Source organism: Methylobacterium sp. PvP105 (assembly GCF_017876975.1).
In the GTDB taxonomy this organism is placed as follows: domain Bacteria; phylum Pseudomonadota; class Alphaproteobacteria; order Rhizobiales; family Beijerinckiaceae; genus Methylobacterium; species Methylobacterium radiotolerans.
Genome location: NZ_JAGIPA010000001.1, coordinates 6,358,362 through 6,382,521, shown reverse-complemented (window position 1 = coordinate 6,382,521; position 24,160 = coordinate 6,358,362). Strand labels below are relative to the sequence as shown.

The 24,160-nt window shown below is 73.4% G+C and carries 25 protein-coding genes; 15 read left to right on the top strand and 10 right to left on the bottom strand.

Annotation, left to right across the window (positions count from 1 at the left end; translation table 11 throughout):
* Positions 1-188 precede the first annotated feature (188 nt).
* The 5 genes from J3A75_RS30980 (at position 189) to J3A75_RS30960 (ending at position 4,152) form a co-directional block, all read left to right on the top strand.
* Positions 189-1,385, top strand: a complete 1,197-nt coding sequence (locus J3A75_RS30980; RefSeq protein ID WP_071000243.1) for an ABC transporter permease — start codon at positions 189-191, stop codon at positions 1,383-1,385.
* The gene (locus tag J3A75_RS30975; RefSeq protein WP_012321799.1) at positions 1,382-2,314 is read left to right on the top strand and encodes an ABC transporter ATP-binding protein; all 933 of its coding nucleotides are present in this window, start codon (positions 1,382-1,384) and stop codon (positions 2,312-2,314) included. Before J3A75_RS30980 ends, J3A75_RS30975 begins: the two co-directional genes overlap by 4 nt.
* A complete protein-coding gene (locus J3A75_RS30970) occupies positions 2,311-3,054 on the top strand; it encodes an ABC transporter permease (protein ID WP_012321798.1) in 744 nt (247 codons plus the stop codon). The genes J3A75_RS30975 and J3A75_RS30970 overlap by 4 nt, the downstream gene beginning before the upstream one ends.
* 257 nt (positions 3,055-3,311) lie before the next feature.
* Positions 3,312-3,530, top strand: coding sequence for a hypothetical protein (locus tag J3A75_RS30965; protein WP_209650899.1), 219 nt, complete (start codon positions 3,312-3,314; stop codon positions 3,528-3,530).
* 169 nt (positions 3,531-3,699) lie between these two features.
* Entirely contained in the window at positions 3,700-4,152 is a 453-nt protein-coding gene (locus J3A75_RS30960) for a hypothetical protein (RefSeq protein ID WP_209650898.1), read from the top strand.
* 16 nt (positions 4,153-4,168) lie between these two features.
* Here J3A75_RS30960 and J3A75_RS30955 read toward each other — a convergent pair whose 3' ends face one another.
* From J3A75_RS30955 to J3A75_RS30940, 4 genes are all read right to left on the bottom strand, one after another.
* Positions 4,169-4,477 (bottom strand): hypothetical protein, encoded by a 309-nt coding sequence (locus J3A75_RS30955; protein ID WP_012321795.1) that lies wholly within the window; start codon positions 4,475-4,477, stop codon positions 4,169-4,171.
* A gap of 85 nt (positions 4,478-4,562) precedes the next feature.
* On the bottom strand, positions 4,563-4,970 hold the full coding sequence (locus J3A75_RS30950; protein ID WP_029361613.1) for a hypothetical protein: 408 nt from the start codon (positions 4,968-4,970) through the stop codon (positions 4,563-4,565).
* Positions 4,970-5,230 carry a hypothetical protein gene (locus J3A75_RS30945; protein WP_012321793.1) on the bottom strand — a complete coding sequence of 87 codons (261 nt, stop codon included), beginning with the start codon at positions 5,228-5,230 and terminating at the stop codon, positions 4,970-4,972. The genes J3A75_RS30950 and J3A75_RS30945 overlap by 1 nt, the downstream gene beginning before the upstream one ends.
* A gap of 129 nt (positions 5,231-5,359) precedes the next feature.
* On the bottom strand, positions 5,360-5,794 hold the full coding sequence (locus J3A75_RS30940; protein WP_043375033.1) for a hypothetical protein: 435 nt from the start codon (positions 5,792-5,794) through the stop codon (positions 5,360-5,362).
* Between the two features lie 300 nt (positions 5,795-6,094).
* Here J3A75_RS30940 and J3A75_RS30935 point away from each other — a divergent pair, with 300 nt between their 5' ends.
* From J3A75_RS30935 to J3A75_RS30925, 3 genes are all read left to right on the top strand, one after another.
* On the top strand, positions 6,095-6,505 hold the full coding sequence (locus tag J3A75_RS30935; protein WP_029361611.1) for a MucR family transcriptional regulator: 411 nt from the start codon (positions 6,095-6,097) through the stop codon (positions 6,503-6,505).
* 138 nt (positions 6,506-6,643) lie between these two features.
* The gene (locus J3A75_RS30930) at positions 6,644-6,886 is read left to right on the top strand and encodes a hypothetical protein (RefSeq protein WP_012321790.1); all 243 of its coding nucleotides are present in this window, start codon (positions 6,644-6,646) and stop codon (positions 6,884-6,886) included.
* A 227-nt stretch (positions 6,887-7,113) separates the two neighbouring features.
* Positions 7,114-7,953, top strand: a complete 840-nt coding sequence (locus tag J3A75_RS30925) for an alpha/beta fold hydrolase (RefSeq protein ID WP_012321789.1) — start codon at positions 7,114-7,116, stop codon at positions 7,951-7,953.
* A 188-nt stretch (positions 7,954-8,141) separates the two neighbouring features.
* Here J3A75_RS30925 and J3A75_RS30920 read toward each other — a convergent pair whose 3' ends face one another.
* Positions 8,142-8,603, bottom strand: coding sequence for a GNAT family N-acetyltransferase (locus J3A75_RS30920; RefSeq protein WP_012321788.1), 462 nt, complete (start codon positions 8,601-8,603; stop codon positions 8,142-8,144).
* A 297-nt stretch (positions 8,604-8,900) separates the two neighbouring features.
* Between J3A75_RS30920 and J3A75_RS30915 the strand changes: the two genes are divergently transcribed.
* Positions 8,901-10,298, top strand: coding sequence for an MFS transporter (locus tag J3A75_RS30915; protein WP_012321787.1), 1,398 nt, complete (start codon positions 8,901-8,903; stop codon positions 10,296-10,298).
* A gap of 128 nt (positions 10,299-10,426) precedes the next feature.
* Positions 10,427-11,386 (top strand): helix-turn-helix domain-containing protein, encoded by a 960-nt coding sequence (locus J3A75_RS30910; RefSeq protein WP_024828525.1) that lies wholly within the window; start codon positions 10,427-10,429, stop codon positions 11,384-11,386.
* Between the two features lie 10 nt (positions 11,387-11,396).
* Here J3A75_RS30910 and J3A75_RS30905 read toward each other — a convergent pair whose 3' ends face one another.
* Together J3A75_RS30905 and J3A75_RS30900 are read right to left on the bottom strand one after the other, a co-directional pair.
* Positions 11,397-13,541: a peptidase domain-containing ABC transporter gene (locus J3A75_RS30905; protein WP_063110351.1), complete on the bottom strand. Its 2,145-nt coding sequence runs from the start codon at positions 13,539-13,541 to the stop codon at positions 11,397-11,399.
* Positions 13,538-14,854, bottom strand: a complete 1,317-nt coding sequence (locus J3A75_RS30900) for an HlyD family efflux transporter periplasmic adaptor subunit (RefSeq protein WP_041372407.1) — start codon at positions 14,852-14,854, stop codon at positions 13,538-13,540. Before J3A75_RS30900 ends, J3A75_RS30905 begins: the two co-directional genes overlap by 4 nt.
* 552 nt (positions 14,855-15,406) lie before the next feature.
* On the opposite strand from J3A75_RS30900, the gene J3A75_RS30895 reads away from it, so the two are divergent.
* On the top strand, positions 15,407-15,637 hold the full coding sequence (locus J3A75_RS30895; protein WP_012321783.1) for a hypothetical protein: 231 nt from the start codon (positions 15,407-15,409) through the stop codon (positions 15,635-15,637).
* Between the two features lie 85 nt (positions 15,638-15,722).
* Complete coding sequence (locus tag J3A75_RS30890) at positions 15,723-16,649, top strand: helix-turn-helix domain-containing protein (RefSeq protein WP_029361430.1); 927 nt, start codon at positions 15,723-15,725, stop codon at positions 16,647-16,649.
* Positions 16,650-16,814: 165 nt separating this feature from the next.
* On the opposite strand, the gene J3A75_RS30885 is transcribed toward J3A75_RS30890, so the two are convergent.
* Positions 16,815-18,176: an NAD(P)H-dependent oxidoreductase gene (locus J3A75_RS30885; RefSeq protein ID WP_029361429.1), complete on the bottom strand. Its 1,362-nt coding sequence runs from the start codon at positions 18,174-18,176 to the stop codon at positions 16,815-16,817.
* Between the two features lie 177 nt (positions 18,177-18,353).
* Entirely contained in the window at positions 18,354-19,286 is a 933-nt protein-coding gene (locus tag J3A75_RS30880) for a LysR substrate-binding domain-containing protein (RefSeq protein WP_024828530.1), read from the bottom strand.
* A gap of 129 nt (positions 19,287-19,415) precedes the next feature.
* Here J3A75_RS30880 and J3A75_RS30875 point away from each other — a divergent pair, with 129 nt between their 5' ends.
* The gene (locus J3A75_RS30875) at positions 19,416-20,279 is read left to right on the top strand and encodes a class II aldolase/adducin family protein (RefSeq protein ID WP_012321779.1); all 864 of its coding nucleotides are present in this window, start codon (positions 19,416-19,418) and stop codon (positions 20,277-20,279) included.
* A gap of 34 nt (positions 20,280-20,313) precedes the next feature.
* On the opposite strand, the gene J3A75_RS30870 is transcribed toward J3A75_RS30875, so the two are convergent.
* Positions 20,314-20,910, bottom strand: a complete 597-nt coding sequence (locus J3A75_RS30870; RefSeq protein WP_245295836.1) for a citrate/2-methylcitrate synthase — start codon at positions 20,908-20,910, stop codon at positions 20,314-20,316.
* Positions 20,911-20,967: 57 nt separating this feature from the next.
* On the opposite strand from J3A75_RS30870, the gene J3A75_RS30865 reads away from it, so the two are divergent.
* Together J3A75_RS30865 and fumC are read left to right on the top strand one after the other, a co-directional pair.
* Positions 20,968-22,416: a CoA transferase gene (locus J3A75_RS30865; protein ID WP_071000241.1), complete on the top strand. Its 1,449-nt coding sequence runs from the start codon at positions 20,968-20,970 to the stop codon at positions 22,414-22,416.
* Positions 22,417-22,692: 276 nt separating this feature from the next.
* On the top strand, positions 22,693-24,150 hold the full coding sequence (gene fumC / locus J3A75_RS30860; protein WP_012321776.1) for a class II fumarate hydratase: 1,458 nt from the start codon (positions 22,693-22,695) through the stop codon (positions 24,148-24,150).
* The last annotated feature ends 10 nt before the right edge of the window (positions 24,151-24,160 follow it).

The following is a 24,160-nucleotide window of genomic DNA, read 5'->3' as shown; positions in this document are numbered from 1 at the left end:
ACAGCGCCGCGACCCGCGCCTCCGCGGGCGGGGTCGTCGGCCGCCCGCGGGATCCCGCGTCGACAAGCCGGGGCTCCGTCGGCAAGGATGCGCGGCGGGGCGCCCGAGAGCGTCGCGACGCCGGTGACCCGCCTCATGAGACCCGTCCCGCTTCAGTCCACCTGTGCGTCCCGGGACGCCGTCGGCGCGTGAGGACGGGATTACTGTCCGCGACCGGGCGGCCGCGCCCGGGCGTCGATCCGCTGGGCGCGGCCTTCGCGGCCGTGCTCGGGGTGAGCCTGCTCGCCCTGCCGCTGATGACGACCCGGCCGAACCGGATCGCGGCCGGCACCGCGCTGTCGGCGTGGTCGGCGCTCCCGACCGGCGCGGCGCTCCTCCTCGGGGGCGTCGTCGCCCTGGCGCTGCCGCTGCTGGCCCTGCGGTCGGCGCCGCTCCTGCGGCTGGCCGCCGCCTCCGCGATCCTGCTGCTGCTCGGCCTCGCGGCCGGCTGGGCGGCCGACCACCTGACCGCGCCGGGCGACCGCTACGGCCGGGTCTCGCCGGATGCCGGCTGGTGGCTCGCCTCCGGGACGGCGGCCCTGGCGGTCGGCGACGCGCTGGCGCGGATGCGGCCGGGGCCGATCCCGCGGATCGCCCTGCTGGCCCTGCTGGTCGCCGCGACGGGGCTCGCCCTGCGCACCGGGTTCTGGGACAACCTCTCGGTCCTGCGGGAATATGCCGGCCGCTCCGACACGTTCGGCCGGGAGCTGCGGACCCACGCCGCCCTCGCCCTCAGCTCGGTCGCGGCCGCCGCCCTCATCGGGATCCCGGCGGCCGCGCTGGCGCGCCCGGTCCCGCCCCTGCGGGCGGGCCTGCTCACGGGCCTCAACGTCGTGCAGACCGTCCCGTCCATGGCCCTGTTCGGCATGCTGATCGCCCCCCTGGCCTGGATCGGCCGGGAGGTCCCGGGCGCATCGGCCCTCGGCATCGCGGGGATCGGCGCCGCGCCGGCCTTCGTGGCGCTGTTCGCCTACGCGCTCCTGCCGGTGGCCGCCGCGACCGTCGCGGGCCTCGACGCCGTGCCCGGGCCGGTGCGCGACGCCGCCCGGGGCGTCGGCATGACCCAGCGCCAGCGGCTGTTCCAGGTGGACCTGCCCCTCGCCCTCCCGGCGATCCTGACCGGGATCCGGATCGTCCTCGTCCAGAATATCGGCCTCGCGGTGATCGCGGGCCTCGTGGGCGGCGGCGGCCTCGGCGTGTTCGTCTTCCAGGGCATCAGCCAGAATGCGGGCGACCTCGTCCTGCTCGGCGCGCTGCCGACCGTCGCCCTGGCGACCGGCGCCGCCGTGCTGCTCGACGCCGTCATCGACCTGAGCCGCGGCCGCGCGGCGGAGCGGACCCCATGATCGATCTCGCCGGGGTGAGCCGCGTCTTCGAGGGGCGCACGGTCGTGGCGGACGTCACCCTGCGGGTCGAGGCCGGGACGATCCTGACGGTGGTCGGCACCTCGGGATCCGGCAAGACCACCCTGCTGCGCATGATCAACCGCCTGATCGAGCCGAGCGCCGGGACGATCCGGATCGCGGGCCGGGACGTCCGGGAGGTGCCCCCGCACCTCCTGCGCCGCGGGATCGGCTACGCCATCCAGGGACACGGGCTGTTCCCCCACCGCACGGTCGCGGAGAACATCGCGGTGGTCCCGAAGCTCGTCGGCTGGGAGCGCCGGCGGATCGCCGCGCGGGTCGACGAGCTTCTCGGCCTGTTCAACCTCGATCCGGCGGTCTACCGGGACCGCCTGCCGGCGGCGCTCTCCGGCGGCGAGCAGCAGCGGATCGGCGTCGCCCGGGCGCTCGCGGCCGAGCCGCCGATCCTGCTCATGGACGAGCCGTTCGGCGCCCTCGATCCGATCATCCGCGGGCGGGCGCAGGCGGATCTGCTGGCGATCCAGGCGCGCTACGGCACCACGATCGTGCTGGTGACCCACGACATGACCGAGGCGCTCCATCTCGGCGATCGGGTCGCCGTGATGGATGGCGGGCGCCTGGTGCAGGAGGCCGCGCCGGCGGACCTCATCGGCGCACCCGCCACCGCCTTCGTCGGCGCCCTCCTCGGCAGCGGCGAGCGGGCCTTCCAGCTCATGGCCCTGCGCGTCGTGGACGATCTGGTCGAGCCCGGCCCGGCGCCGGGCCCGCCCATCCCGGCCGGGACCACGGTGCGGGCCGCCCTCGCCGAGAGCCTGTGGTCGCGGCGCCCGGCCCTGCCGGTCAGCCGCGACGGCGTCGTCCTGGGCCGGGTGACGCGGGAGGCCCTCGCGGCGCGGGGTGCCCGGCCGTGATCGGCGCCCCGCGGATCGCCCGGGCCGCGCTCCTCGCCCTGCTGGGGGCGTTCCTGGTCGCTCCGGGCCTGTTCGCGCCCCTGTTCCGGCCCTTCGCCCCCGGCGACGCGCCGCCGATCTACGCCCAGACGCCGCTGCTGACGCTCGCCGTCACCCACCTCCTGCTCGTCGCCGCCGCGACCACGATCGCGGCCGCGATCGCCCTCGGCCTCGCGGTCGCGGCCACGCGGCCGGCCGGCCGCGACGTGCTGCCGTTCGCCCGGTCGGTGGCCCGCATCGGGCAGACCTTCCCGCCCGTCGCGGTCCTGGCCCTGGCCGTCCCGATCCTCGGGTTCGGGGCGGTTCCGACCCTGATCGCCCTGGTCCTCTACGGACTCCTGCCGATCTTCGAGACCGCCCTCACCGGGCTCGAGGATCTCGACCCGGCGCTGATGGAGGCCGCGCGCGGCATGGGGCTGACCGACCGGCAGCGGCTCGTCCGCGTCGAGCTGCCCCTGGCGCTGCCGATGATCCTGTCGGGGATCCGCCTCGCCGCCGTCATCGGGCTGGCGACGGCGACCATCGGCTCGACGGTCGCGGCCAGCACCCTCGGCGAGGTGATCATCTCCGGCCTGCTCACCGGCAACACCGCCTACGTGCTGCAGGGCGGCCTCGCCGTGTCCGCGCTGGCCCTGCTGATCGATGGCGGCTTCCGAAGCCTCGAGCGCGAAGCCGCACGACGGGCTGGATTTCGTTCCTAGACGCGACTAGAACGCCAGCGGGGCCGTACGCGCGGCCCTGGGGCGTGGAACCCCCTGTCTGATGGTCGGTGCCGACCACAACGGCACCCGTATCCTTGACCACACGGTCGGGGAGCCTGCGGCGTATGTCCAGGCGTTCCGGCGCTAAAGGTCGTAGGGACCGTTCAGACACGGTTTTCCAACTCCCCGACTCGGGATGGTCGAAGGCTCGCTCGCGGGGGCGCACCGCGAGCCAGGGCCTGCCGGGAGGATGGGCCGTGGGTTCCAGCGATCCCGAGACGCGCAGGCGGCAGCTCGACCGGCTGCGCGCGGCCTACGAGGCCCATCCGGGCCGGCCGGACCGCGCGACCATCGGCAGCGGCGCGCGGCACTCGCGGGCGCTCCTCGGACGGATCCTCGTGGCGCTCGGCGGACTGCCGGACGGGACCGGCCTGCCGGCGATCGGACCGCGCGGGAGCGGACGCGTCCGGACGTAGCGGCACGGGCCGCGGGCCACCGCCGGGAGACCTCGCGGAGGGCGTCGTCCGGATCGTTTGCGAGAGGCTCGGCAGCGGCAGCTTCGCCGGCACGGTGGCCGGCGCGCCGCCGCACTGACGGATCGGAGCGACGGGACAGGCGGGCCGACTTGGCGGTAAGACGCCGCTCATGACCCCCGCCGACCGAGACCGGTTCGAGAAATGCCTCGCGCTCGCCGCCCAGGGCGCCACGGCGGGCGAGCGGGCGGCCGCCCGGGCCGCCGCCGAGCGCATCGCGCGGGGCGCCGGAATGACCCTCGCCGAGGCGGCCGAGGCGCTCCGGCGTGACGGGCAGGCCTCCGCCGACCGGGCGCCCCGCCCGCCTCCGCCGCGGCGGCCCTATCCCTGGGCGCAACCCAGGGCGCCCGTGACCCCCATCACGGTCGAGGAGTTGCTGCGCCAGAAGGCCGAGACGGAGGCGTGGCGCAAGCGGAGCGCGGCGGCCGCCGACCGCCGCCGGAAGCGGGAACGCGCCGACGAGAACGCCTACGTGGCGGAGCAGCGCGCCCGACAGGCGCAGCGCGACCGGGACTGGGCGCGCGCCCGCGCGGATCCCCCGGGCGCGCCGGGCGACGAGACCTGAGCGCCGGCCGGCCGGCTCAGCGGTGATGCCGCGGCCGCGCGCTCCGGTGCGCCCGCGCCCTGCGGTGCCGCGGCGCGACCCGCGGCGGCGGCGGCTCCGCGGCGGCAACCGGGGGGCCGGGCGCGACGCCGTCATGGGCCGCGACGACCCGGCGGGCCTCCTCGACGCTCATGTCGCAGGCGCTCGTCATGCCCTGCAGGGCGCCCAGGGCGCGGTTGTACTCGGGAAGGTTGGTGCATCCGGGGACGCCCCACGCCCAGGCGGGGGCCGGCGCCGCGCCCGCCGCCGCCAGCACGAGGGCGGCAAGACCGTTCCTGACCGACACGGATCCCTCTCCTCTTCACCGGCGCCCGGAATCCGGCCCCGGGAGGCCGCGCGCTCGTCCGAGCGGCGGGTTCACGGAGGCCCGTTCAGGCCCCGCCGCACATGTGCTGCGAGTCGGGCAATGTCCAGGAATCCAGCGTGCGCAGGTTGGTCGTCGTGTACATCTTGCCGCGATCGTCGCCCCTGGGGCAGCCGGTCGGCAGGAGAACGAGGCAGGTCATCACCCGGTCGCCGACCCGCGAGCGCGCGACCGCGTCGACATACGCGTAGGACACGCCGTAGACGCCGTTCTTCAGATCGACGCTCGTCCCCTCGTCGATCCCGTCGCCCTTCGGCTTCGCGAGCGTGTCGCTGAACCGCGTCCCGATCCGCGCGATGGTTGTCGCCACACAGGTGCCGACCCGCGTCGGCATCTGCGCCTCGGCGGCGGGCGCGAACCCGAGACCGCCGAGGACCAGCGCGCCGCCCAGGATCGCTCCGGGACGAAGGCGCATCAGGCGGCTTCGAGGAGGAAGTTGGCCCGGCGGAACATCAGTTCGCGCCGGTAGAAGTAGACGCCGCGGCTCCGCATCGCCGCGTGCGCGGCGTCCGCGTCGAACCCGTACGGCCTGTCCCGGGTGATGTCGATGCAGCCGACATACGTCCAACGCACACCGTCGAGGAGCGACGGGATCGGCTGATCCTGCCGGACGGCGCAGAACTGCTCACCGTCCGAGGCCGAGACGAAAATGTAGAAGGTCTTCCGCGCGCACATCCGAACCTCCACGGGACTCGGGGGTGTAACCGCAACGCCACGGTCAAGCTATAAACCGATCACGGCAGAATAGTCAAGCTTCTGCCACATTTTCGTCACGTGTGAGACGGAACGCCCACGCCCTCCGCCTCACAGGCAGCCGACCCGCCGCAGGGCGCCGATCAGCTTCCGGCCGACGCGATAGCCGTTGAGGGATTCCGATCCGAGGATGCGGACGGTCTCGGCCGTGTCGGTCCGGTCGTACAGGAACAGGTGGTAATCCGCCCGTCCCCGCTCGGCGGGACCGCTGCTGACCTGACCGCAGAACGCCACCGTGGGCCCCGCCTCGGCGGGGATCGGCCGGATCTTGCGGAACAGCACGAGGCCGGCATCCGGGAAGGCCGCGGCGACCCGCGCCCGCATCTCGGCCTCAGGATCGTCCGCGGCCTGCCCGTGGGCGAACGGGGCCGCGAGCAGGCCACCGAGAAGCGCCGCCAGCACCGCGCATACACGGCCGGCTCCGGGCGCGGCGCGGAACGTCCGGACCTTCGATCTCGGTGCGGGCGGGCGGCAAGTGGCGACCATGGAGAGATTTCGCGACGCGCTCGAACCGTATTGGACCACGAAGATCCGCGAAGCGGAAGCGTCGGAGCCCGGCCGGTGCCGCACGTCGCGCGCGCGTCGAGAAATTCGACGGCTACCCTCGAAACCTCAGACATCACGACGGGCAGATCATCGGCCAGAGGAAGCAGATCACGTCGCAATAATTCTGCATTCAAAATTCGTTACTTGACGATCCCGTCATTCTTCATTGACATCGGGTAATGTCCGAGTATTCATGGTTCATATCAGGTATCGCGGAGATCGAAGAAGGGGCCGATCGAGTTGCGCAAGAATCAGGATCATCTCGAACGGACGATCAGCGACGTGGCCCTGCGCGTCGTGACCGCCTACCTGTCGAACAACGCGCTGCCGCACACCGGCATACCGCCGCTTCTGGTCACCGTGCACGGCGCGTTCTCCGCGCTCGCCGTCCGGCCGGCGGTTACCGAGGCGCCGCCCGAGCAGCCCGACGCCGCGCAGATCCGCGGCTCGGTCCGCCCGGACGGCATCGTCAGCTTCATCGACGGCCGGTCGTACAAGACCATGAAGCGGCACCTCACCGCGCACGGGCTCACGCCGGAGCGGTACCGCGCGCGCTACGGGCTCCCGGACGATTACCCGATGACCGCGCCCGGCTACGCCGAGCGCCGCTCGGAGATCGCCAAGGCGATCCGGCTCGGCAAGGCCGCCTGACCGACGTCCCCGTCCGCCGAGCCCCCCGTGAGCCGATCGCCCGCACGGACGGAGATACGCGGGACGGGGCGGCGCGCGGGCGCCTTCACCGAGGGTTCGCCCGTCGCGGCAACGCGCTCGGGCGGGAGGTATCGGGCCATGAAGGTTCTGTCGGGCTGCGTCACGCTTCTTCTCGTCTGCGCGGGGCCGGCCTCGGCGCAGACCGTCCTGGCCCCGTCCGGCGATTCGGCCGTGACCCAGCCCGGCGGGACGGCGGGTCGGGCCGCGCGACACAACATCCGGGAGGCCTATCGCAACGGCGACGTGGTCGGCCATCGGCACGCCCCGGTCACCCCCGCGCCGCGGCCGGACCAGCCCCGCCGCACGAACCCGCGCTTCTAGAAGCCCGATCCTCCGCGGCGGGGCCGGGCACCGCCTTCGGCGCTCGGGACCGCGCCGCACGGCGGACATCGCGTTTCCGCGTCCGCGCGGGCCGCGGTCTGAAATCGTCGTGTAATCCGGGCCGGTCACGGTCCGCGCACATATCGACCGCGGATCGCGGTCGCGGCGGGTCGAGGAGGACCGGATCGCTCCAGCAGCCGGTCCCGCCCATGACGGACAGGCGCTCGATGCTTCGGATTGTGATCGTCCTGACACTTCTGCTGGCCGGCGCACCGGCCTGGGCCGGGGCGCGCTGGCAGGACTTGCCGCCGACCCCCGCGCCGGTCGCCGGCACGACCCCGGGCCGGGCCGCCATCAACGGCATCCGGCTGTATTACGCCACGATCGGCAGCGGTCCGCCGGTCGTCCTGCTGCACGGCGGCCTGTCGAACTCCGATTACTGGGGCCATCAGGTCGCCGCGCTCGCCGCCCGCCGCACGGTCATCCTCGTGGACAGCCGCGGGCACGGCCGCAGCACCCGGGACGATCGGCCGTTCGGCTACGACCTCATGACCGACGACGTGGTCGGCCTGCTCGACGTGCTGAAGATCCCGCGCGCCGACATCGTCGGGTGGAGCGACGGCGCGATCCTCGGTCTCGACATGGCGATGCGCCACCCCGACCGCGTCGGCAAGGTGTTCGCGTTCGGCGCCAACGCCGATCCGTCGGGCCTGATCGAGGGTGTGGAGAAGAACCCGACCTTCGCCGCCTTCATCGACCGGGCCGGCAAGGAGTACGAGGCCCTCTCGCCGACCCCGAAGGACTACGCCGCCTTCGTCGACGCCGTGGGCCGGATGTGGAGCGGGCAGCCGCGCTGGACCGAAGCCGATCTGAAGCGGATCCGCGCGCCGGTCCTCATCGCGGACGGCGACCACGACGAGGGGATCAAGCGCGCGCACACCGAGTACCTCGCCGCCACGATCCCCGGGGCGGGCCTGCTGATCCTGCCGAACGCCAGCCACTTCGCGTTCCTGCAGGATCCGGCGCTCTTCAATGCAGCGCTTCTCGCCTTCCTGGACGGGCCGTGACCGCCGTGGACAGCCGCTCACGCGCGTGACGTCCGCCGCGCGCAACACGGCGACAGCCACGCACGGGCGGATACCCCGCCCCACAACCTGGATGGCCCGCCTCGACCCCGTCCGCCGCTGCGGCCGGTCGCACGGATCGCGGCCGCGCGACGCTCCGGGAACGGCGGCGCGATGTGGCCCCCGCTCGGTCAGGCGATCGCGAGATGGAGGAACTGGTTGAATTCACTCGGCAGGTAGGTCCCGAACGCGGGGCCGTTCACGAAGCCTCGACGCCGATAGAGTGCGAGCGCGGGCGCGAATGCGGGTCCGCATCCGGTCTCGAGGCTCAGGCGCCGCGCGCCGCGGGCGGCGGCGGCCGCGATGATGGTGTCGAGGATCGCCGCGCCGGCTCCCTGACGGAGGAAGTCCGGATGCGTCCGCATGGACTTCACCTCCGCCCAGCCGTCCGTCGCCATCCTGAGCGCCCCGACGCTCGCCACCCGTCCGCCGCGCCGCGCCGTCCAGACGGTCACGCCCGGTGCTCGCAGGCCTGACAGGTCGAGAGCGAACACGCTGCCCGGCGGCGAGGATGCGTGCATCCCGGCGAGATGGAGCGCCAGCAGCGCCCGTGTCTGACCATCGGACAGATCGTCCTGCGCGACCTCGAACATCGTGCCCCGACCATCCGCCCCGACATCCCCCGCGCAGGATGTCCTCCCGACCGACGATCAGCAAGGCGCGTGATGGCGGTGCCGGCCCGCGCGCCGAGGCTCCCGGCGGAGGGCTCGTCGGCGGATCCGCGCGATCCGCGGATCGCCGGACCGGGCCGCCCCGGCCTCCGCGCGACCCGCGACCGTGGCGCGCTCGGTGCATTTGTGAACGCCATCGCGTTCCCCGGTGCGGAACACGCCGCTATGGCGGTGCGTCACCGGGTGCGCGCACGCTCCGGTCGCAGAGGATCCACACGCTTGGTCGACGCCCGAATCCAGGCCGCGCGCCTCTCCGACCCCCTCGCGCCGGTGGACGGGTCGGTCGCGGCCGTCACGCGGCGGCTCGATTCCCTGCCGATCACGCGGCTCCACGCGGCGGCGCTCGCCGTCTGCACGCTGGGCCTGTTCACCGACATCGCCGAGGTCGCCCTGAGCAACGCCCTGGCGGCCATCTTCCTCGCGCCGCCCCACAGCATGCCGCGGGGCAGCCTCTCCCTGCTCCTCGCCTCCGTCTTCGCCGGCGGGGCCGTGGGCGCGCCCGTCTTCGGGATGCTGGGGGATCGCCTCGGCCGCGGGCGCGCGCTCCAGGCCTCCCTCGCGCTGATGGCCGCCGGATCGCTGGCCGCGGCCGCGAGCCAGGGGCTCACGGCGCTGACGATCGCCCGCACGGTCTCGGGCTTCGCGATCGGCGGGTTCCCGCCCCTGGTCGCCACCTACCTCGCCGAGGTGACGCCCGCGCGCCACCGCGGCGCGACGCTGCTGGTCTGCGCCGGCCTCGGGCTCCTCGGCGGCCTGGCCGCCATCGGCCTGGTCCAGATGCTCGCACCGGGCGCGCCGCTGGGGATCGAGCCGTGGCGCTGGGCGCTGATCCTCGGGGGCGCCCTGGCGGCGCTCGGCGGCCTCCTGTTCGCGCGGCTGCCGGAATCGCCGCGGTGGCTCGCCTCGGTCGGGCGCTCCGCCGAGGCCGACGCCGCCTGCCGCCGGTTCGAGCGGGCGGCCGGCCGGGTCCGGGTCGCCGCCCCCGCCGGCCCGGACCCGGCGCCGGCCGCGGCCGGGCCGGCGGGGTTCCGCGGCCTGTTCGCCGGGCCGCGCCAGCTGCGCCGGACGGCGCTGTTCGTCGGGCTCTACACCCTCGCCCCCCTGGCGACGATCGCCTTCCCGCTGCTCAGCGCCGTCGTGATGGTGGAGAAGGGGTTCAAGGTCGACCAATCCCTGGTCTTCGCTGCCCTGTCGATGCTCGGGCCGCCGCTGGGTACCCTGCTGACCGCGCTGGTGATCGACCGGCTCGAGCGGCGCGCCTGCCTGACGGCCCTGGCGGCGGCGATGGCGGCCCTCGGCACGGCCTTCGCCGCGAGCGGCACGTTCCTGACGCTGGTCCTCGTCGGCATCGCGTTCAACACCGCCGCGGCGACCTACGGCAGCATCCTCGCCGTCTACGCGACGGAGCTGCTCCCGACGCCGCTGCGGGCCTCGGCCATGACCTGCGCCTGGGCCGGCGGCCGGGTCGCCGCCGCGCTGGCGCCGATCATCCTCCTGCCGGTCCTCTCGGCCTACGGGCCGCACGCGATGTTCGCGGTGATCACGGTCGTCCTCGCGGCGAGCGCGGCCCTGCTCCTCTCCGGACCGCGCGGCCTGTCGGGGCGGGCCGTTGCGTAGGGAGCGCCAGAGGCGGCGCGGGCCTCCCGCAGGCGGGACCGGGGCGGATGGCGCCGGTTGCCGATCCGGCACGATTCACACGATAGGGTCGCGCAGGCGGCCGAAAGGGCGCGCCGGGAGTGCCGCACGTGTCTAGCCCGGAGCTCGTCCCGAGCCTCGTCGAGACGACCAGCCACGTCGACCCCAAACGGGCCTTCGAGTTCTGGCGCTGCACGGCCCTGGCCAGGTTCGGCGATATCGGCCGGCGGCACCCCCGGGAGCGGTTCTCGGCCAAGCGCCTGAGCGTGGCCTCGGCCGGCTGGTCGCTGACCCACACGGTGAGCAGCCCGGTCGAGCTGGAGTTCCGGTCCCGCCACGTCGACCGCAACGCCCGCGCCATGGTGGTGATCGGCCTCGGGCTCGACGGCGTCGGCTATCACGAGCAGCACGGACGGGGCGCCCAGCTGAACCCGGGCGACATCAGCTTCCTGACGCGGAACCGGCCCTTCGTGGCCGGCACCCAGAGCGCCTACGAAGAGATCCGCCTCGCCGTCCCGCGCGAGATGTTCGAGGCCTGGATCGGCGCCGCCGACGCCTTCGCGGGCCGCAGCCTCGGCCCGCACCCGGCCGGGGCGGAGGTCCGGGCTCGGCTGCGCGGCGTGGCCGGCTCGATCGCCTGGATGTCCGCGGACGAGGCGCAGGCGGCCGTCGAGGGCGTGCTCCATCTCCTCGGCCACCTCGTCGACGGCGCCGCCCGGCGCGGCGACCCGGAGGCGGTCTCGCAGGCGGCCGTCGTCTCCCTCGCCCGCGCCCATATCGCGCGGCGGATGCACGATCCCGACCTGAACCCGCAGGACATCCAGCGCGCGCTGGGCCTCTCCCGGACCAGCCTGTACCGCGCCTTCGCGGAGACCGGCGGCATCGCGGCGGCGATCCGCGACGCGCGCCTCGACCTCGCGCGCCGGCGCCTCGAGGCCCGCCGCGACGACAAGGTCCGGATCGCCTCGATCGCCTACGCGTGCGGCTTCACCGACGTGCCGACCTTCAACCGCGGCTTCCGCAAGCGCTTCGGCCTGGCCCCGGGCGACCTCCGGCCCACGCTCCCCTAGGCGCGGCGCGTCAGCCGGCGGCGGCGAGATCCGCCCGGCCCCGGACCTCGGCGGGGAAATCGAACACCGCGTCCGCGTGCGCGATCGTCGCCGGGCGATGGGCGACGATGACCCGCGTCATCCGCAGGTCCCGCAGGGCCCGGGCGATCACCGCCTCGGTGGCCTCGTCGAGATGGCTCGTGGCCTCGTCGAGGAACAGGATCTCGGGCCGCCGGTACAGGGCGCGCGCCAGCACGATGCGCTGCTTCTGGCCGCCCGACAGGGTCGAGCCCATGTCGCCGACGAGGCTCTCGAAGCCCATCGGCATGCGGCGGATGTCGTCCAGGATCGCCGCCCGAGCGGCGCACTCGGCGATCCAGCCCGCGTCCGGATGCTCGTCGAAGGCCGCGATGTTCTCGGCGATCGAGCCGGCGAACAGGCCGTCGCCCTGCATCACGCCGGCGATCCGGCGCCGGTAGGACCCGGCCGCGGTGCGGATGTCCTGGCCGTCGGCGGCGACGATCCCCTCGCTGGGCGGCGTCAGCCCCATCATCACCTTCATGAGCGAGGTCTTGCCGCATCCCGAGGGGCCGGTGATCGCGAAGCAGGCGCCGGCCCGGACCGACAGCGAGACCCCGCGGAAGATCCAGGGCTCGTCGGCGCCGTAGCGCAGCGCCAGGCCCGCGCCGGCGAGCGCGCCGGCCCCGATGGCGGCGACCGGGGGCGCCCCCGGCTGCGCGCCGGCGGCGAGATCCTGCTCCTCGGGCTCGCACAGCACGATGTCGGCGAGCCGGTCGGTCTGCACGTCGAGCATGCGCAGCTTGAACCACGCGTCGATCAGGCTGCCGATCCGGGTGGCGAACTGGTCGCGGTAGGCCAGGAACGCCACCAGCATGCCGAGCGACAGGGACCCGCCGATGACCGCGCGGGCGCCGAGCACCAGCAGGATCAGGCGGTCGAGGCCGAACAGGAACTCGTTCGCGCGGCCGAACACGAGGTCGAGGCGCTGCAGCCGCAGCCGGGCGTTCAGGGCCGTGACGAAGTGGTTCATCCAGGCGTTGCCGCGCCGCTCGCGCAGGTCGAGGAGCTTGACGCTCGCCATGCCGCGGACCGTCTCGATGAAGTGCGTCTGCTGGCGGGCCTCGGCCACGAGGGCCTCCTCGCTGCCCTCCCGGTAGGCGCCGTAGGCGAAGACCCGCAGGACCGCGTTGAGCGCCGTCGAGGCCAGGACCACGGCGACCAGCCAGCCGCCGTAGACCGTCAGCATCACCAGCATGCCGACCGCCATGAGCCCGTCGAGCATGGCCTGGACGAGGTCGGTCGTCAGGCCCTTCTGGATGGTGGCCAGGGAGCCGAACCGCGAGATCACGTCGCCGACGTGGCGCTTCTCGAAATAGTCGAGGGGCAGCCGCGACAGGTGGTCGAACAGGCCGGCCGACCACTGGTAGTTCAGCCGGGTCCCGGCCAGCATGATCGCCCAGGTGCGGGCGATGCTGAGGCCGAGCTGGAGCAGCAGCAGCAGCGCGAGGCCGATCGCCACCACGAGGAGCAGGTCGTGGTCGGCATTCACGATCACCTCGTCGATCACGACCTGCGAGGCGATGGGCATCAGGAGGGCGACGAGCTCGATCCCCAGCGACAGGGCCAGGACCTGGGCCAGGGCGGCGCGGATGCCGGCCATGTTGCGGAACAGGTCGCGCAGCCGCAGGCCCGGGGCGGCCCGCTCGCGCCGGAAGCCCGGGTTGGGCACCGCCTCCAGGGCGACCCCGGTGAATTCCCGCGACGCCTCCGCGAGGCTGACCCGGCGCCGGCCGCGGCCCGGATCGTTGATGACGAGGCCGCCGCGCTCGACCCGGGTCAGCACCACGAAGTGGTTGAGGCCCCAGTGCAGGATGCAGGGCAGCCGGAGCCGGGGCAGATCCGTGAGCTCGACCCGCAGGGCGCGGGCGGTCAGGCCCTGCGCGCCGCACAGGTCGATCAGGTTGCGCAGGGTCATGCCCTTGAGGGACAGGGGATGGCGCCGCCGCAGCGTCGCGAGGTCGATCTGGCGCCCGTGATAGGCCAGGACCATGGCGAGGCAGGCCATGCCGCACTCGGCGGCCTCGGCCTGGAGGACGACCGGCACCCGGCGGCGGAGCCCGAAATCCAGCCGGGCGGCGCGGGACGGCGCCGTCACGGCGCGGCCTTCCGGACCGGCAGGGCGTCGAGGCCGCCGCGCGTGACGAGGGCGAGGCTCTCCCGGACATGCGCCACGGGATCGAGCAGCCAGCGGTACAGCGACCGCTTCTCCAGGGCGATGTCGGCCTCGACCCGCATGCCCGCCTCGAGGCTGCGCCGCTCGCCGTAGGCCAGCACGGTGTCGGAATCGGGCCGGACCACGATGCGGTAGAGGTCGGTCCCCTCGCCCCGGGCGGCCGCGCGCCGCGCGAAATCGGGCGCGTCGTCGCTTCCCAGCGGCGCCCGCGTCACCTCGGTTACGACGCCGCGGTGCAGGCCGAAGCGCTGGAACGGGAAGGCGGCGTAGCGCAGCATCACCGGCGCGCCGGCCTCGGCGAAGCCGATGGCCGACGAATCCACGAACAGGTTGGCCTGGAGGCGCCCGGCGCTCGGCAGCAGGGTCAGCAGCGTCGCCCCGGCCGCCACGGTCTGGCCGACCTGCGCGCGGATCGACGTCAGGGTCCCGGCCTCCGGCGCCCGGACCTCGATGGCGCGGCGCGCCTCGCTCTCGGCCTTCTGCTGCGCCAGCTGGGCGGCGGTCCGGTCGAGGTCGGCGAGGTCGCGGGCCAGCCGGTCGTCGTAGGCGGCGAGCTGGGATCTCGTGTCGGCGAGCTTGCCGTCGATCTGGAGGCGGCTCTGCTGGAACTGGGCGAGCTGCGCGCTCGCCTGCATGTAGAGGTAGTTCTGGCTCTGGAAGTCGGCGGCGCGGGCGTAGCCGCGCGCCACGGCGTCGGCGAGCTCCTCGACCCGCGCCCGGAGCGGCGGAACCAGCTTGTCCTGCAGGTCGATCTGCTTGGCGAGCTGGGCCGACTGCTCGCTCAGATTCGCCACCTGCTCGCGCAGCGCCTGCCGCTCCGTGCCGGCGAGATCGGCCCGGGCGGCCCGCTGCCGCTCCACGCTCTGGCGCTGCCGCTCCAGCTCGGCGATCACGCGCTCCTGCGTGGGGCCGCTCGCCGACACGGCATCGAGGTCGATCGTGTACAGGAGCTGCCCGCGGGCGACCTTGTCGCCCTCGCGGACGCCGGTCGAGCCGACGCGCCCCGCCACCGGGCTGGCGAGGCTGATCAGCCCGATATCGGGCGCGAGCAGGCCGACGGCGTGGATGCGGCGCGTGTAGGTGCCCTGCCAGGCATAGAGGCCGAACGCCGCCACCATGACCACGCAGGCCAGGGCCACGATGCGGACCGGCAGAGGCTGGATGATCTGCGCCTCGCCCAGCCACGCGTTGCGTCGCGCCTCGATAACCTCAAGTCGAAAGAGCGGACTTGGCACCCGGAGAAAGCAACCTTCCTGAAAGAGACAGCCGTATTCGAGGACTATGCGCTCAGCATGCGCCGCCATACTCGGTCGCACCACGTGATCTGTGTGTCAACACTTGTTGCCACAACGAATTTTGAATACTTTCTGGTGCGTCAGAACGTCGCGGTCAGCCATAAATCTCAAACACAATCAGAGACTTACTCAGAAATCAGGCATCGCCGAGTTTGCGTCGCAAAATCGGGTCAATTTTTGCGATATCAGATGCTGCACCGCGAAGATCCCGCGGGAGGGGCCGCGCGGGAATCCGCCGTTCCGCAGCGCGCAGGCCGTCGAGTCCTGCGACGCCTGGAGCAGCGTCCGCGAATGGCAAGCCCTGTCAGTTTTTGCGCAGTCGCCGATATCGGTCGTCCGCGAACGGCATCGGCCGTTCCAGACCGATTGACACGAAGCACATCTCTGTAATCCTAAGGGCAGGCGCCGACGTCCAAGGCGCCTCGACGCTACGATCAGGCAATAGATCGAAGCAAATAACCTTCTTCCTGAATTCCAATCTGGAGAACGATCATGCAGGACAGCATCGATACCGTCCGCGAGCTGAGCGCTGCCGAGCTGGACCAGGTCGGCGGCGGCCTCGGGGTCGGCCTCACCGTCGGCCTCGGGGTCGACGCGAGCCAGGAGCTCGGTGCGGTCTCGGGGGTCGTGGGCCAGGTCGGCGGTCTAGTGAGCGGCCTGGTGGGCAGCGTGCTCGGCGCGGTCGGCGGTGTCGTCGGCGGCGTGACCGGATCCCTGCGCTGACGGTCTGACACCGGGAGGGCGGCCGCGGGGCCGCCCTCCTCCGTCGTGGGGAAGACCGCGACGATACCGGGATCGATGGGCCCGCATGGACGACACAGCCGAGAGTTCGGCCGAGAATTCGGCCGCGACCACCGACGGGACGTTCGCGTACGCCACGAGCGGCAGCACCGGGCATCTCTCCGGCCGTCCCGAGCTGACCTGCTACGCGCCGAGCGACCGCGGCCTCCCGGAGATCACCTTCATCGATTTCCGCTTCCCCGTCGGCGGGTGGAGCACGCACGCGGTCACCGGCCTCGAGGTCGCGGCCAGCACGCAGCCCGCCGGGGCGCACCACGCGGTCGATTACGAGATCGCGGCGCGGCTGAGCGAGCGCGAGGGCCTGCTGGTCCGGCGTCCGGGCCTGACCGGCACGACCCGGTGGGTGGGTCCGTATGCCGGCCGGGTCCTCTCCTTCTCGGCCGCGGCCGTCGAGCGGCTCGCCGAAGCGCCGGTCGGCAAGATCGCCTTCGCCGCGGACGGGCGCGATCTCCGCGCCTGCCGCAGCACCTGTCACATCCTCGACGCGCTGGCTTGCGCGCACCGGGACGACCCGTCGCCCGACCCGCTGCTCATCGAGAGTCTCCATCTGGCCGTCCTGCGCTCGGTCGTCGCCGCGCGCGCGCCGGGCCGGTCGGCGGCGCCCGACCTCTCGGCGTCGCAGGCCGGACGGGCCTGCGCGTATATCCGGGAGCACCTGGACCGGGAGATCACCGTCTCTGCCCTGGCCGGCATCGTCGGGCTCAGCGAGGGCTACTTCATCCGGGCCTTCCGCCAGACCACCGGGGTCACGCCCTACCAGTACATCATGCGCGAGCGCGTCGGCCGGGCCGAGGCCCTGATCCGCTCCGGCGCGGGATCGATGGCGGAGGTCGCCGCGCGATCGGGCTTCACGAGCGCCGGCGCCATGAGCCGCACGTTCCGGAAGCTCGTCGGGCGCTCGCCGACCGGGCGCACGGCGGGCCGGCGCGCCTGAGGCTCTGGAGCCGCTCACGATCGCTCAGGCAACGGTCTGGAACACGGGCATCTCCGGTTCGGACGGCCGCGCCACGAACCCCTCTCCCGCAAGGGGAGAGGGACCCGCGCCTCGTGCGGCGCGGGCTCGGCAATCGCGTCCGACTCATCGCGGTCGGGAACGGCTCTACCCGGCGGGCCGCCCCGTCGCCCCGCGGAACAGGTCCTCCATCTCGCGACGGACGCGGATCGCCTCCTGACCGGCGTCGTAGGCGACGTCGCTCCAGCGCACGGCCCGGCCCGCGGGCACGTCGGTCTTGAGGACCATGTTGTGGGCGAGCCCGATCGGCAGGGCGTCCTGCGCCAGGGACTCGGCCGCCGGCATCAGCTTGCCGTAGACGGTGAACCCGCCCTCGCCGTCGAGCCGCTCGCCGGCCCGCAGCGCGCGCTTGGCCGTGGCGGCGACGTCGCCGCGCCACTCGCCCGTCGCCCCCGTCGCCTCGCCGCGGACCGCGATGGAGGCGACCGAGATGCCGAGCTCGAGGCCGATCAGGTGATAGGGCTTGTAGGTCGCGGCGAACCGGCCGCTCGAATCGGTCTTGAGGCCGTACTGGGCGAAGCAGTCGCGCACGTAGGGGCTCGGCGCCTCGAACACCGCGTAGACGCCCCAGCGCAGGTCCCGGAAGACCGGCCGCCCGTCCCGCTCCACCGACGAGACCACCTCGACGGTGCCGCGCTCGGTGAGGAGGCCGCCGTCGGCCGCCGGCTTGAGGATGCCCGGCAGGTCGTCGACGCCGCAGGGCGGGAAGGCGAGGCCGTCGCGCGGCGGGGTGAGCCCGCAGGCGTTGGCCACGGCGGCCATCTCCAGCGCCGACTTGGTGCCGTCGAGGAAGGAGTTGAACATCTGCGGGTTGAAGTCGCCGCCAGCGACCTGGCTCTCGCTGAAGCCGTAATGGCCCCAGACCGTGTCGGGCGTGGAGGCGTGGTAGGCCGGGAGGTACTTGGTGCCCTTCCCGGCGCAGATCACCTCCAGCCCGATGGTGCGGGCCCAGTCGACCAGCTCGGCGATGAGCGCCGGCTGGTCGCCCGAGGCCATCGAGTAGATCACCCCGGCCTCGGCCGCCCGGCGCGCCAGCAGCGGCCCGGCCAGCACGTCGGCCTCGACGTTGACCATGACGATGTGCTTGGCCGCCGCGAAGGCCTGGAGCGCGTGGCGGATGCCGGCGGCCGGGCTACCGGTGGCGTCGATGACGATGTCCACGAACGGGCTCGCGATCATCGCGTCGGCATCCTCGGTCACGAGGGTCGTGCCGCCGCGCGCGGCCGCCTCCAGCGAGCGCGCGGCGAACCGGGCGTCGTCCCAGCCGACCCGGCGCAGCGCTTCGCGCGCCCGGTCCGGCGACAGGTCGGCCACCGCGACGAGGTGGATGCCGGGCGTGCGCGGCGCCTGCGACAGGTACATCGAGCCGAACTTGCCGGCGCCGATCAGGCCGACCCGGACAGGCCGGCCCTCGTCGGCGCGCCGCCGCAGCTTCGCGAAGAGGGACATGGGGCGTTCTCTCCCTGGGCGGGGCGGTCGGGACCGGGCCCCGCCGCGTTCGCCGCGTTGTTGGACAGGGACCTAGTGCGGTTCCCGAGGGCGTTGAGGGCCGCGGCCTGACAAGTCTGGCCGTCGGTACGGACGACGCGCGCCCTCGCCCGTGCCGGCGAGGGTCGGGGCGAGGGATCAGGTCTCTGCGCCTCGGGCCGCCCCCGCCCGGCTCTCCGCCTCCACGTCCAGGAGCCAGCGCCGGAAGGCCCGGATCTTCTCCAGGGCCCCGTCGCGCTCGCGGTAGCAGATGAAGTGGAGGTCGCGGGTCAGGCTCGCGGCCCGATCGCCGCCGAGGCGCACCAGCTGCCCGGCGGCGAGCTCGTCCCGGGCGAACCGCAGGGTCTCGAGCGCCACGCCGAGCCCCTGAGCGGCCGCCGAGATCACCAGCGAGCCCCGGTCGAAGGCCGCGCCCGCCGCCCCGGTCGGCATCGGCAGGCCGTTCCGGGCGAACCAGTCGGGCCAGCGGACGGGACTGAAGGACGAGTCGAGCCGCGCGAAGGGCCCGATCGGCCCGGCCGCGTCCGGCTGCGCGGCCCGGGCGACCGCCGGCGTGCACAGGGCGGCGATCTCCTCCGGTCCGAGGGACTCGACGGTCAGCCCGGGCCCGCGCGGCGGGCGGCCGTAGGCGATCAGGATGTCGATCTCCGCGTGCCGGCCGAGATCCACCGGGTCGGCGCTGGTCGACAGGTGGATGGCGATGCCGGGATGCGCCTCCACGAAGGCGGGGAGCCGCGGCCCGAGCCACTTCGCCGCGAAGCTCGGCGTGCAGTGGACGGCGAGCGCCGCGGCGAGGGCCGCGGGCGGCGGGCCGAGCTCCGCGCAGATCGCCTCGATCGCGTCGAAGGCGCCCGTCAGCCCCGCGAGCAGGCGCCCCCCGTCCGGCGTGAGCGTCGCCTGCCGGTTCGCCCGCCGGAACAGGGCGCGCCCGAACCACCGCTCCAGGGCGCGGATCTGGTGGCTCACCGCCGAGGGGGTGAGGTGCAGCTCCTCGCTCGCCCGCGCGAAGCTGCCGAGGCGCGCGGCCGCCTCGAAGGCCCGCAGGGCGGGGAAACTCGGGATCCGGCGCATCGGCGATCCGTGAATTGAATTCACGAAAAGCGTGAGAAATCGTCGTTTGTCAACGGAACGGGTGCGCAAGAGAGTGCCGGCGACTGCGCGCTCGGCCGCCGGACGGGCGCCCCGACGGGAGGATACGCCATGCTCGACGATCACGCCCACGACGCGGCCGTCGCCCTCGACCTGCCGAACGACGATGCCGGCCGCAGGCGGACCTCGATCTACCAGCCCGAGCAGGCCGGCCTGATCTTCCCGGAAATCCCGGACTTCGCCGACCACGCCGAGGAGCGCGCCTACCGCAAGCAGCACCTCGTCGCCGCCTGCCGCGCCTTCGCGCTGCACGGCTTCGACTACGGCTTCGCCGGCCACCTGACGATCCGCGACCCCGAGCGCCCGGAGCTGTACTGGACCAACCCGATGTGCGTGCACTTCTCGCAGGTGCGGATGTCGAACCTGATCCTGGCCGACCACAAGGGCCGGGTGGTCGAGGGGCGCCACGCCATCAACCGCGCGGGCTTCGTCCTCCACGCCGCCGTGCACGAGGAATACCCGGAGGTCATGGCGATGTGCCACGCGCACACGACCTACGGCACCGCGTGGTGCGCCACCGGCCGGCCGCTGGACATGATCAGCCAGGACGCGGCGGCCTTCTACAACAGCCACGCGGTGATCGGCGCCTCGGCGGGCGCCGTGGCGGTCGAGAAGGAGAGCGGCCTGTCGGTCGCCCAGCAGATCGGCCGCAACCGCGGCGTGCTGCACCAGAACCACGGCCTGCTGACCTGCTCGCAGCACAGCATCGACGACGCCGCCTTCTGGTTCATCGCCCTGGAGCGGGCCTGCCAGCAGCAGCTCCTGGTCGAGGCGTCCGGCATCAAGCCGCAGCTCCTCTCGGAGAAGACCGCCCGCTACAGCCGCGAGCACGTCGGCAGCGACTATATCGGCTGGCTGCACTTCCAGACGCTGTACAACCACATCGCCGAGACCCAGCCCGACATGTTCGCCTGAGACCAAGATCGACCCGAGCGGGCCGGCCCTCCCGCTAGGGGCCGGCGCGATCCGCCGGCCCTCGCCGCCCCTCGTACCGGGCCCGCGGCCGGATCAGGCTGCCCTGGCGGCCCTGCTCCATGGCGTGCGCCGCCCAGCCCAGGCTCCGGCCGAGCAGGAAGATCGTGAACGGCGCGCTCCGCGGCAGGCCCGCCGTCCGCACGAGCGCCGTCAGCGCCAGGAACGGCGTCGCGGCGGCGCCGGCCGGCACATCGAAGAGGGTCGGCTCCGGGCTGTCCCACAGCAGGTCCGCCGTCGCCTCCAGGCTCGCGTCGCGGGCGAAGGCCACGGCGTCGCGGCCGCGATAGATCAGGCTGCCCCGGTGGACGGTGCTGATCGCGGTGACGACCGACGGCTCGCCCCAGGCCATCGCCCCCGCGGCGATCGCCGCGCTGGCGCGGCTCCGGCCGCGCCGGTCGGCGAGCGCCGCGACGTCGGCGGCCCGGTACTGGCTGCGGCGCCCGCCCGGGGCGCGCCGCGCCTCGATCAGCCCGCGGCTGACATAGGCGTAGAGCGTCTGGGCCCGGATCCCGAGGGCGTCGAGGGCTTCGGCGCGGTCCAGCCAGTCCGTCATGTTGATCAGATGTATCAAGATTGATCGGTCCGTCGACGGCCGGCAGCGTGCGCGAACCACCCGAGGGCCGCGACCATGCGCGAACGACATGCCGACCACGACGCCCTGCCGCCGATCCTCACCGAGGCGCTGGCGGCCCTGGCGCTCCCGCCCGAGGCCGGGCACCGGCTGACGGTGACCGGCACCGGGAGCCTGCCCTCCTGCTTCCCGGTCACGGCGCTGGCGACGGCGTCGATCGCGGCCGCCGGCCTCGCCGTCTCCGAACTCCTCGGCCTGTCCGGACGTGCGCCCGCCGTCACGGTCGACCGGCACCTGGCCTCGGCGTGGTTCGGCACCTCGGTGCGGCCGCAGGGCTGGACGCTGCCGGCCGCCTGGGACCCGATCGCCGGCGACTACCGGACGGCGGACGGCTGGATCCGCCTGCACACCAACGCACCCCGTCACCGCGCGGCCGCCCTCGCGGTGCTCGACTGTCCGGGCGAGCGGGAGGCGGTCGCGTCGGCGGTCGCCCGGGCAGCGGCGGAAGGCCTCGAATCCGCCATCCTGCGCGCGGGGGGCTGCGCCGCGGCGATGCGCGGTCCCGACGAGTGGCCGAGGCTCGACCAGGGCCGGGCGGTCCGGGGCGAGCCGCTCGTCGCGGTCGCGGACCGGCCCGTCCGGCACCGCGCGCCCTGGCGCCCGGACCCGGACCGGCCCCTCGCGGGGATCCGGGTCCTCGACCTGACCCGCATCCTGGCGGGACCGGTGGCCACGCGCTTCCTGGCCGGCCTGGGCGCCGACGTCCTGCGGATCGACCCGCCCGGCTGGGACGAGCCGTCCCTGGCGCCCGACGTCACCCTGGGCAAGGTCTGCACGCGGCTCGACCTCCGGCAGGCCGCCGACCGCCGGCACTTCGAGACCCTGCTCGCCGAGGCCGACATCCTCGTGCACGGGTACCGCCCGGACGCCCTGGAGCGGCTCGGCTACGGCGCGGCGCGGCGGCGGACGCTCAACCCGGACCTGATCGACGTCGCGCTCTGCGCCTACGGCTGGGCCGGGCCCTGGGCCGGACGGCGCGGCTTCGACAGCCTCGTCCAGATGGCGGCGGGCATCGCGGCGGCCGGGCAGCGGTGGATGCGGGCCGAGCGGCCGGTGCCGCTGCCCGTCCAGGCGCTCGACCACGCCACCGGCTACCTGATGGCGGCGGCCTCCATCCGCGGCCTGATCGCCCGGCGGAGCGAGGGGCGCGCCGTCACCGCCCGGCTCTCCCTGGCCCGGACCGCGTGCCTGCTCACGGATCATCCCGGCAGCGCGCCGGGGCCCGCCTTCGGCGGATATCGCGACCGCGATTACGCCCCGCGGATGGAGCACACGGCGTGGGGACCGGCCCTGCGGCTGCACCCCCCGGTGCGGATCGGCGGCGCGCCTCTGCGCTGGGATCACCCGGCCGGCCCACTCGGCGCGACGGACGCGGCGCAAGTCCGGACGTTCGATAGCGCACGATTGTCCGGCTCGATCCGCCATCTCGGGGAGCAGAAGCGCTAGAAATTGACCAATCCTGGGAATGTTTTTGCAGCCGCCGCGCCGGCGAACGCTTGACACCGATCTATGTTATCTGGCAATCCGCATTCATGATTTGAAATCCGATCTGTAGCCGCTTTAAATATTGACTTTGATCTATCGACAAGCATCCAATTTTTATAAACACGATTCAGATCCGCAAAAAGCAGAGTAAATCACCACCGTTTACGTCAAAGCGCACCCGGTTCGCCGACCCCGTCTTGCACTGTGCCACACGGTTCGATGCCGAGAAGGATGACGATGAACGCGCCCGTCCCGGACCATCCCGTCCTGCGCGATGTCCCGATCGGCATCTCCGCCACGGGGATGCGGCGGGAGACGGATTCGATGGGCGGGATCGACGTTCCGGCGGACCGCTACTGGGGCGCGCAGACCCAGCGCTCGCTCCAGCATTTCTCGATCGGCAACGATCGCATGCCGAAGCGGGTCTACCACGCCTACGGCTACGTCAAGAAGGCCGCCGCCCTGGTCAACGCCGCCGCCGGGCGGCTGGAGGATTGGCGCGCGCAGGCCATCGTCCAGGCCGCCGACGAGGCCATCGCGGGGAAGCTCGACGCGAACTTCCCGCTCTACGTCTGGCAGACCGGTTCCGGCACCCAGTCCAACATGAACGTCAACGAGGTGCTGTCGAACCGCGCGATCCAGCTCCTCGGCGGTGAACTCGGCTCCAAGAGCCCGGTCCATCCGAACGACCACGTCAACATGGGCCAGTCGTCGAACGACACCTTCCCGACCGCGATGCACATCGCCACGGTGCTCGAACTCGACGAGGTCCTGCTCCCGCAGGCGCGGGCGCTGGCCGACGCGATCGACGCCAAGGCGCGGGCCTGGATGGACGTGGTCAAGACCGGAAGGACCCACCTCCAGGACGCGACGCCCCTCACGGTCGGCCAGGAATGGTCGGGCTACGTGGAGCAGATGCGCGACGCGCTGGCCCTGGTCGAGGCGTCGCGCGCCGGGCTGTACAAGCTCGCGGCCGGCGGCACCGCGGTCGGCACCGGCCTCAACGCCCCGGAGGGCTTCAGCGCCGAGATCGCCGCCAAGATCGCCGACCTCACCGGCAGGCCGTTCGTCACGGCGCCGAACAAGTTCGCCGCGCAGGGGTCGCTGGACGCCATGGTCGCCGCCATGGCGGCGGTGCGCGGGCTCGCCGTCGCGCTGATGAAGATCGCCAACGACATGCGCTGGCTCGCCTCGGGGCCGCGCTGCGGGCTCGGCGAGCTGCTGCTGCCGGCCAACGAGCCGGGCTCCTCGATCATGCCCGGCAAGGTCAACCCGACCCAGTGCGAGGCCATGGTGATGGTCTGCATCCAGGTGATCGGCGAGGACAACGCGGTCGCCTTCGCGGGGGCGCAGGGCAATTTCGAGCTGAACGCGATGCGCCCGATCATCATCAACAACACGCTGCACGCGATCCGCGTGCTGGGCGATGCCTGCGAGAAGTTCCGGACCTACTCGGTCGCGGGCACGGAGCTCAACCGGAAGCGGATCGACGAGACCGTGAACCAGTCCCTGATGCTGGTCACGGCCCTGTCGCCGGTGATCGGCTACGACCTCGCCTCGAAGATCGCCCACCGCGCCAACGACGAGGGCACGACGCTGCGCGCGGCCGCCCTGGCCGAGGGCGTTCCGGCCGAGCGCTTCGACGCGGTGTGCGATCCCAAGACCATGATCGGCCACGGGCTGGCCGGCGCCTGACCCGCCGGGA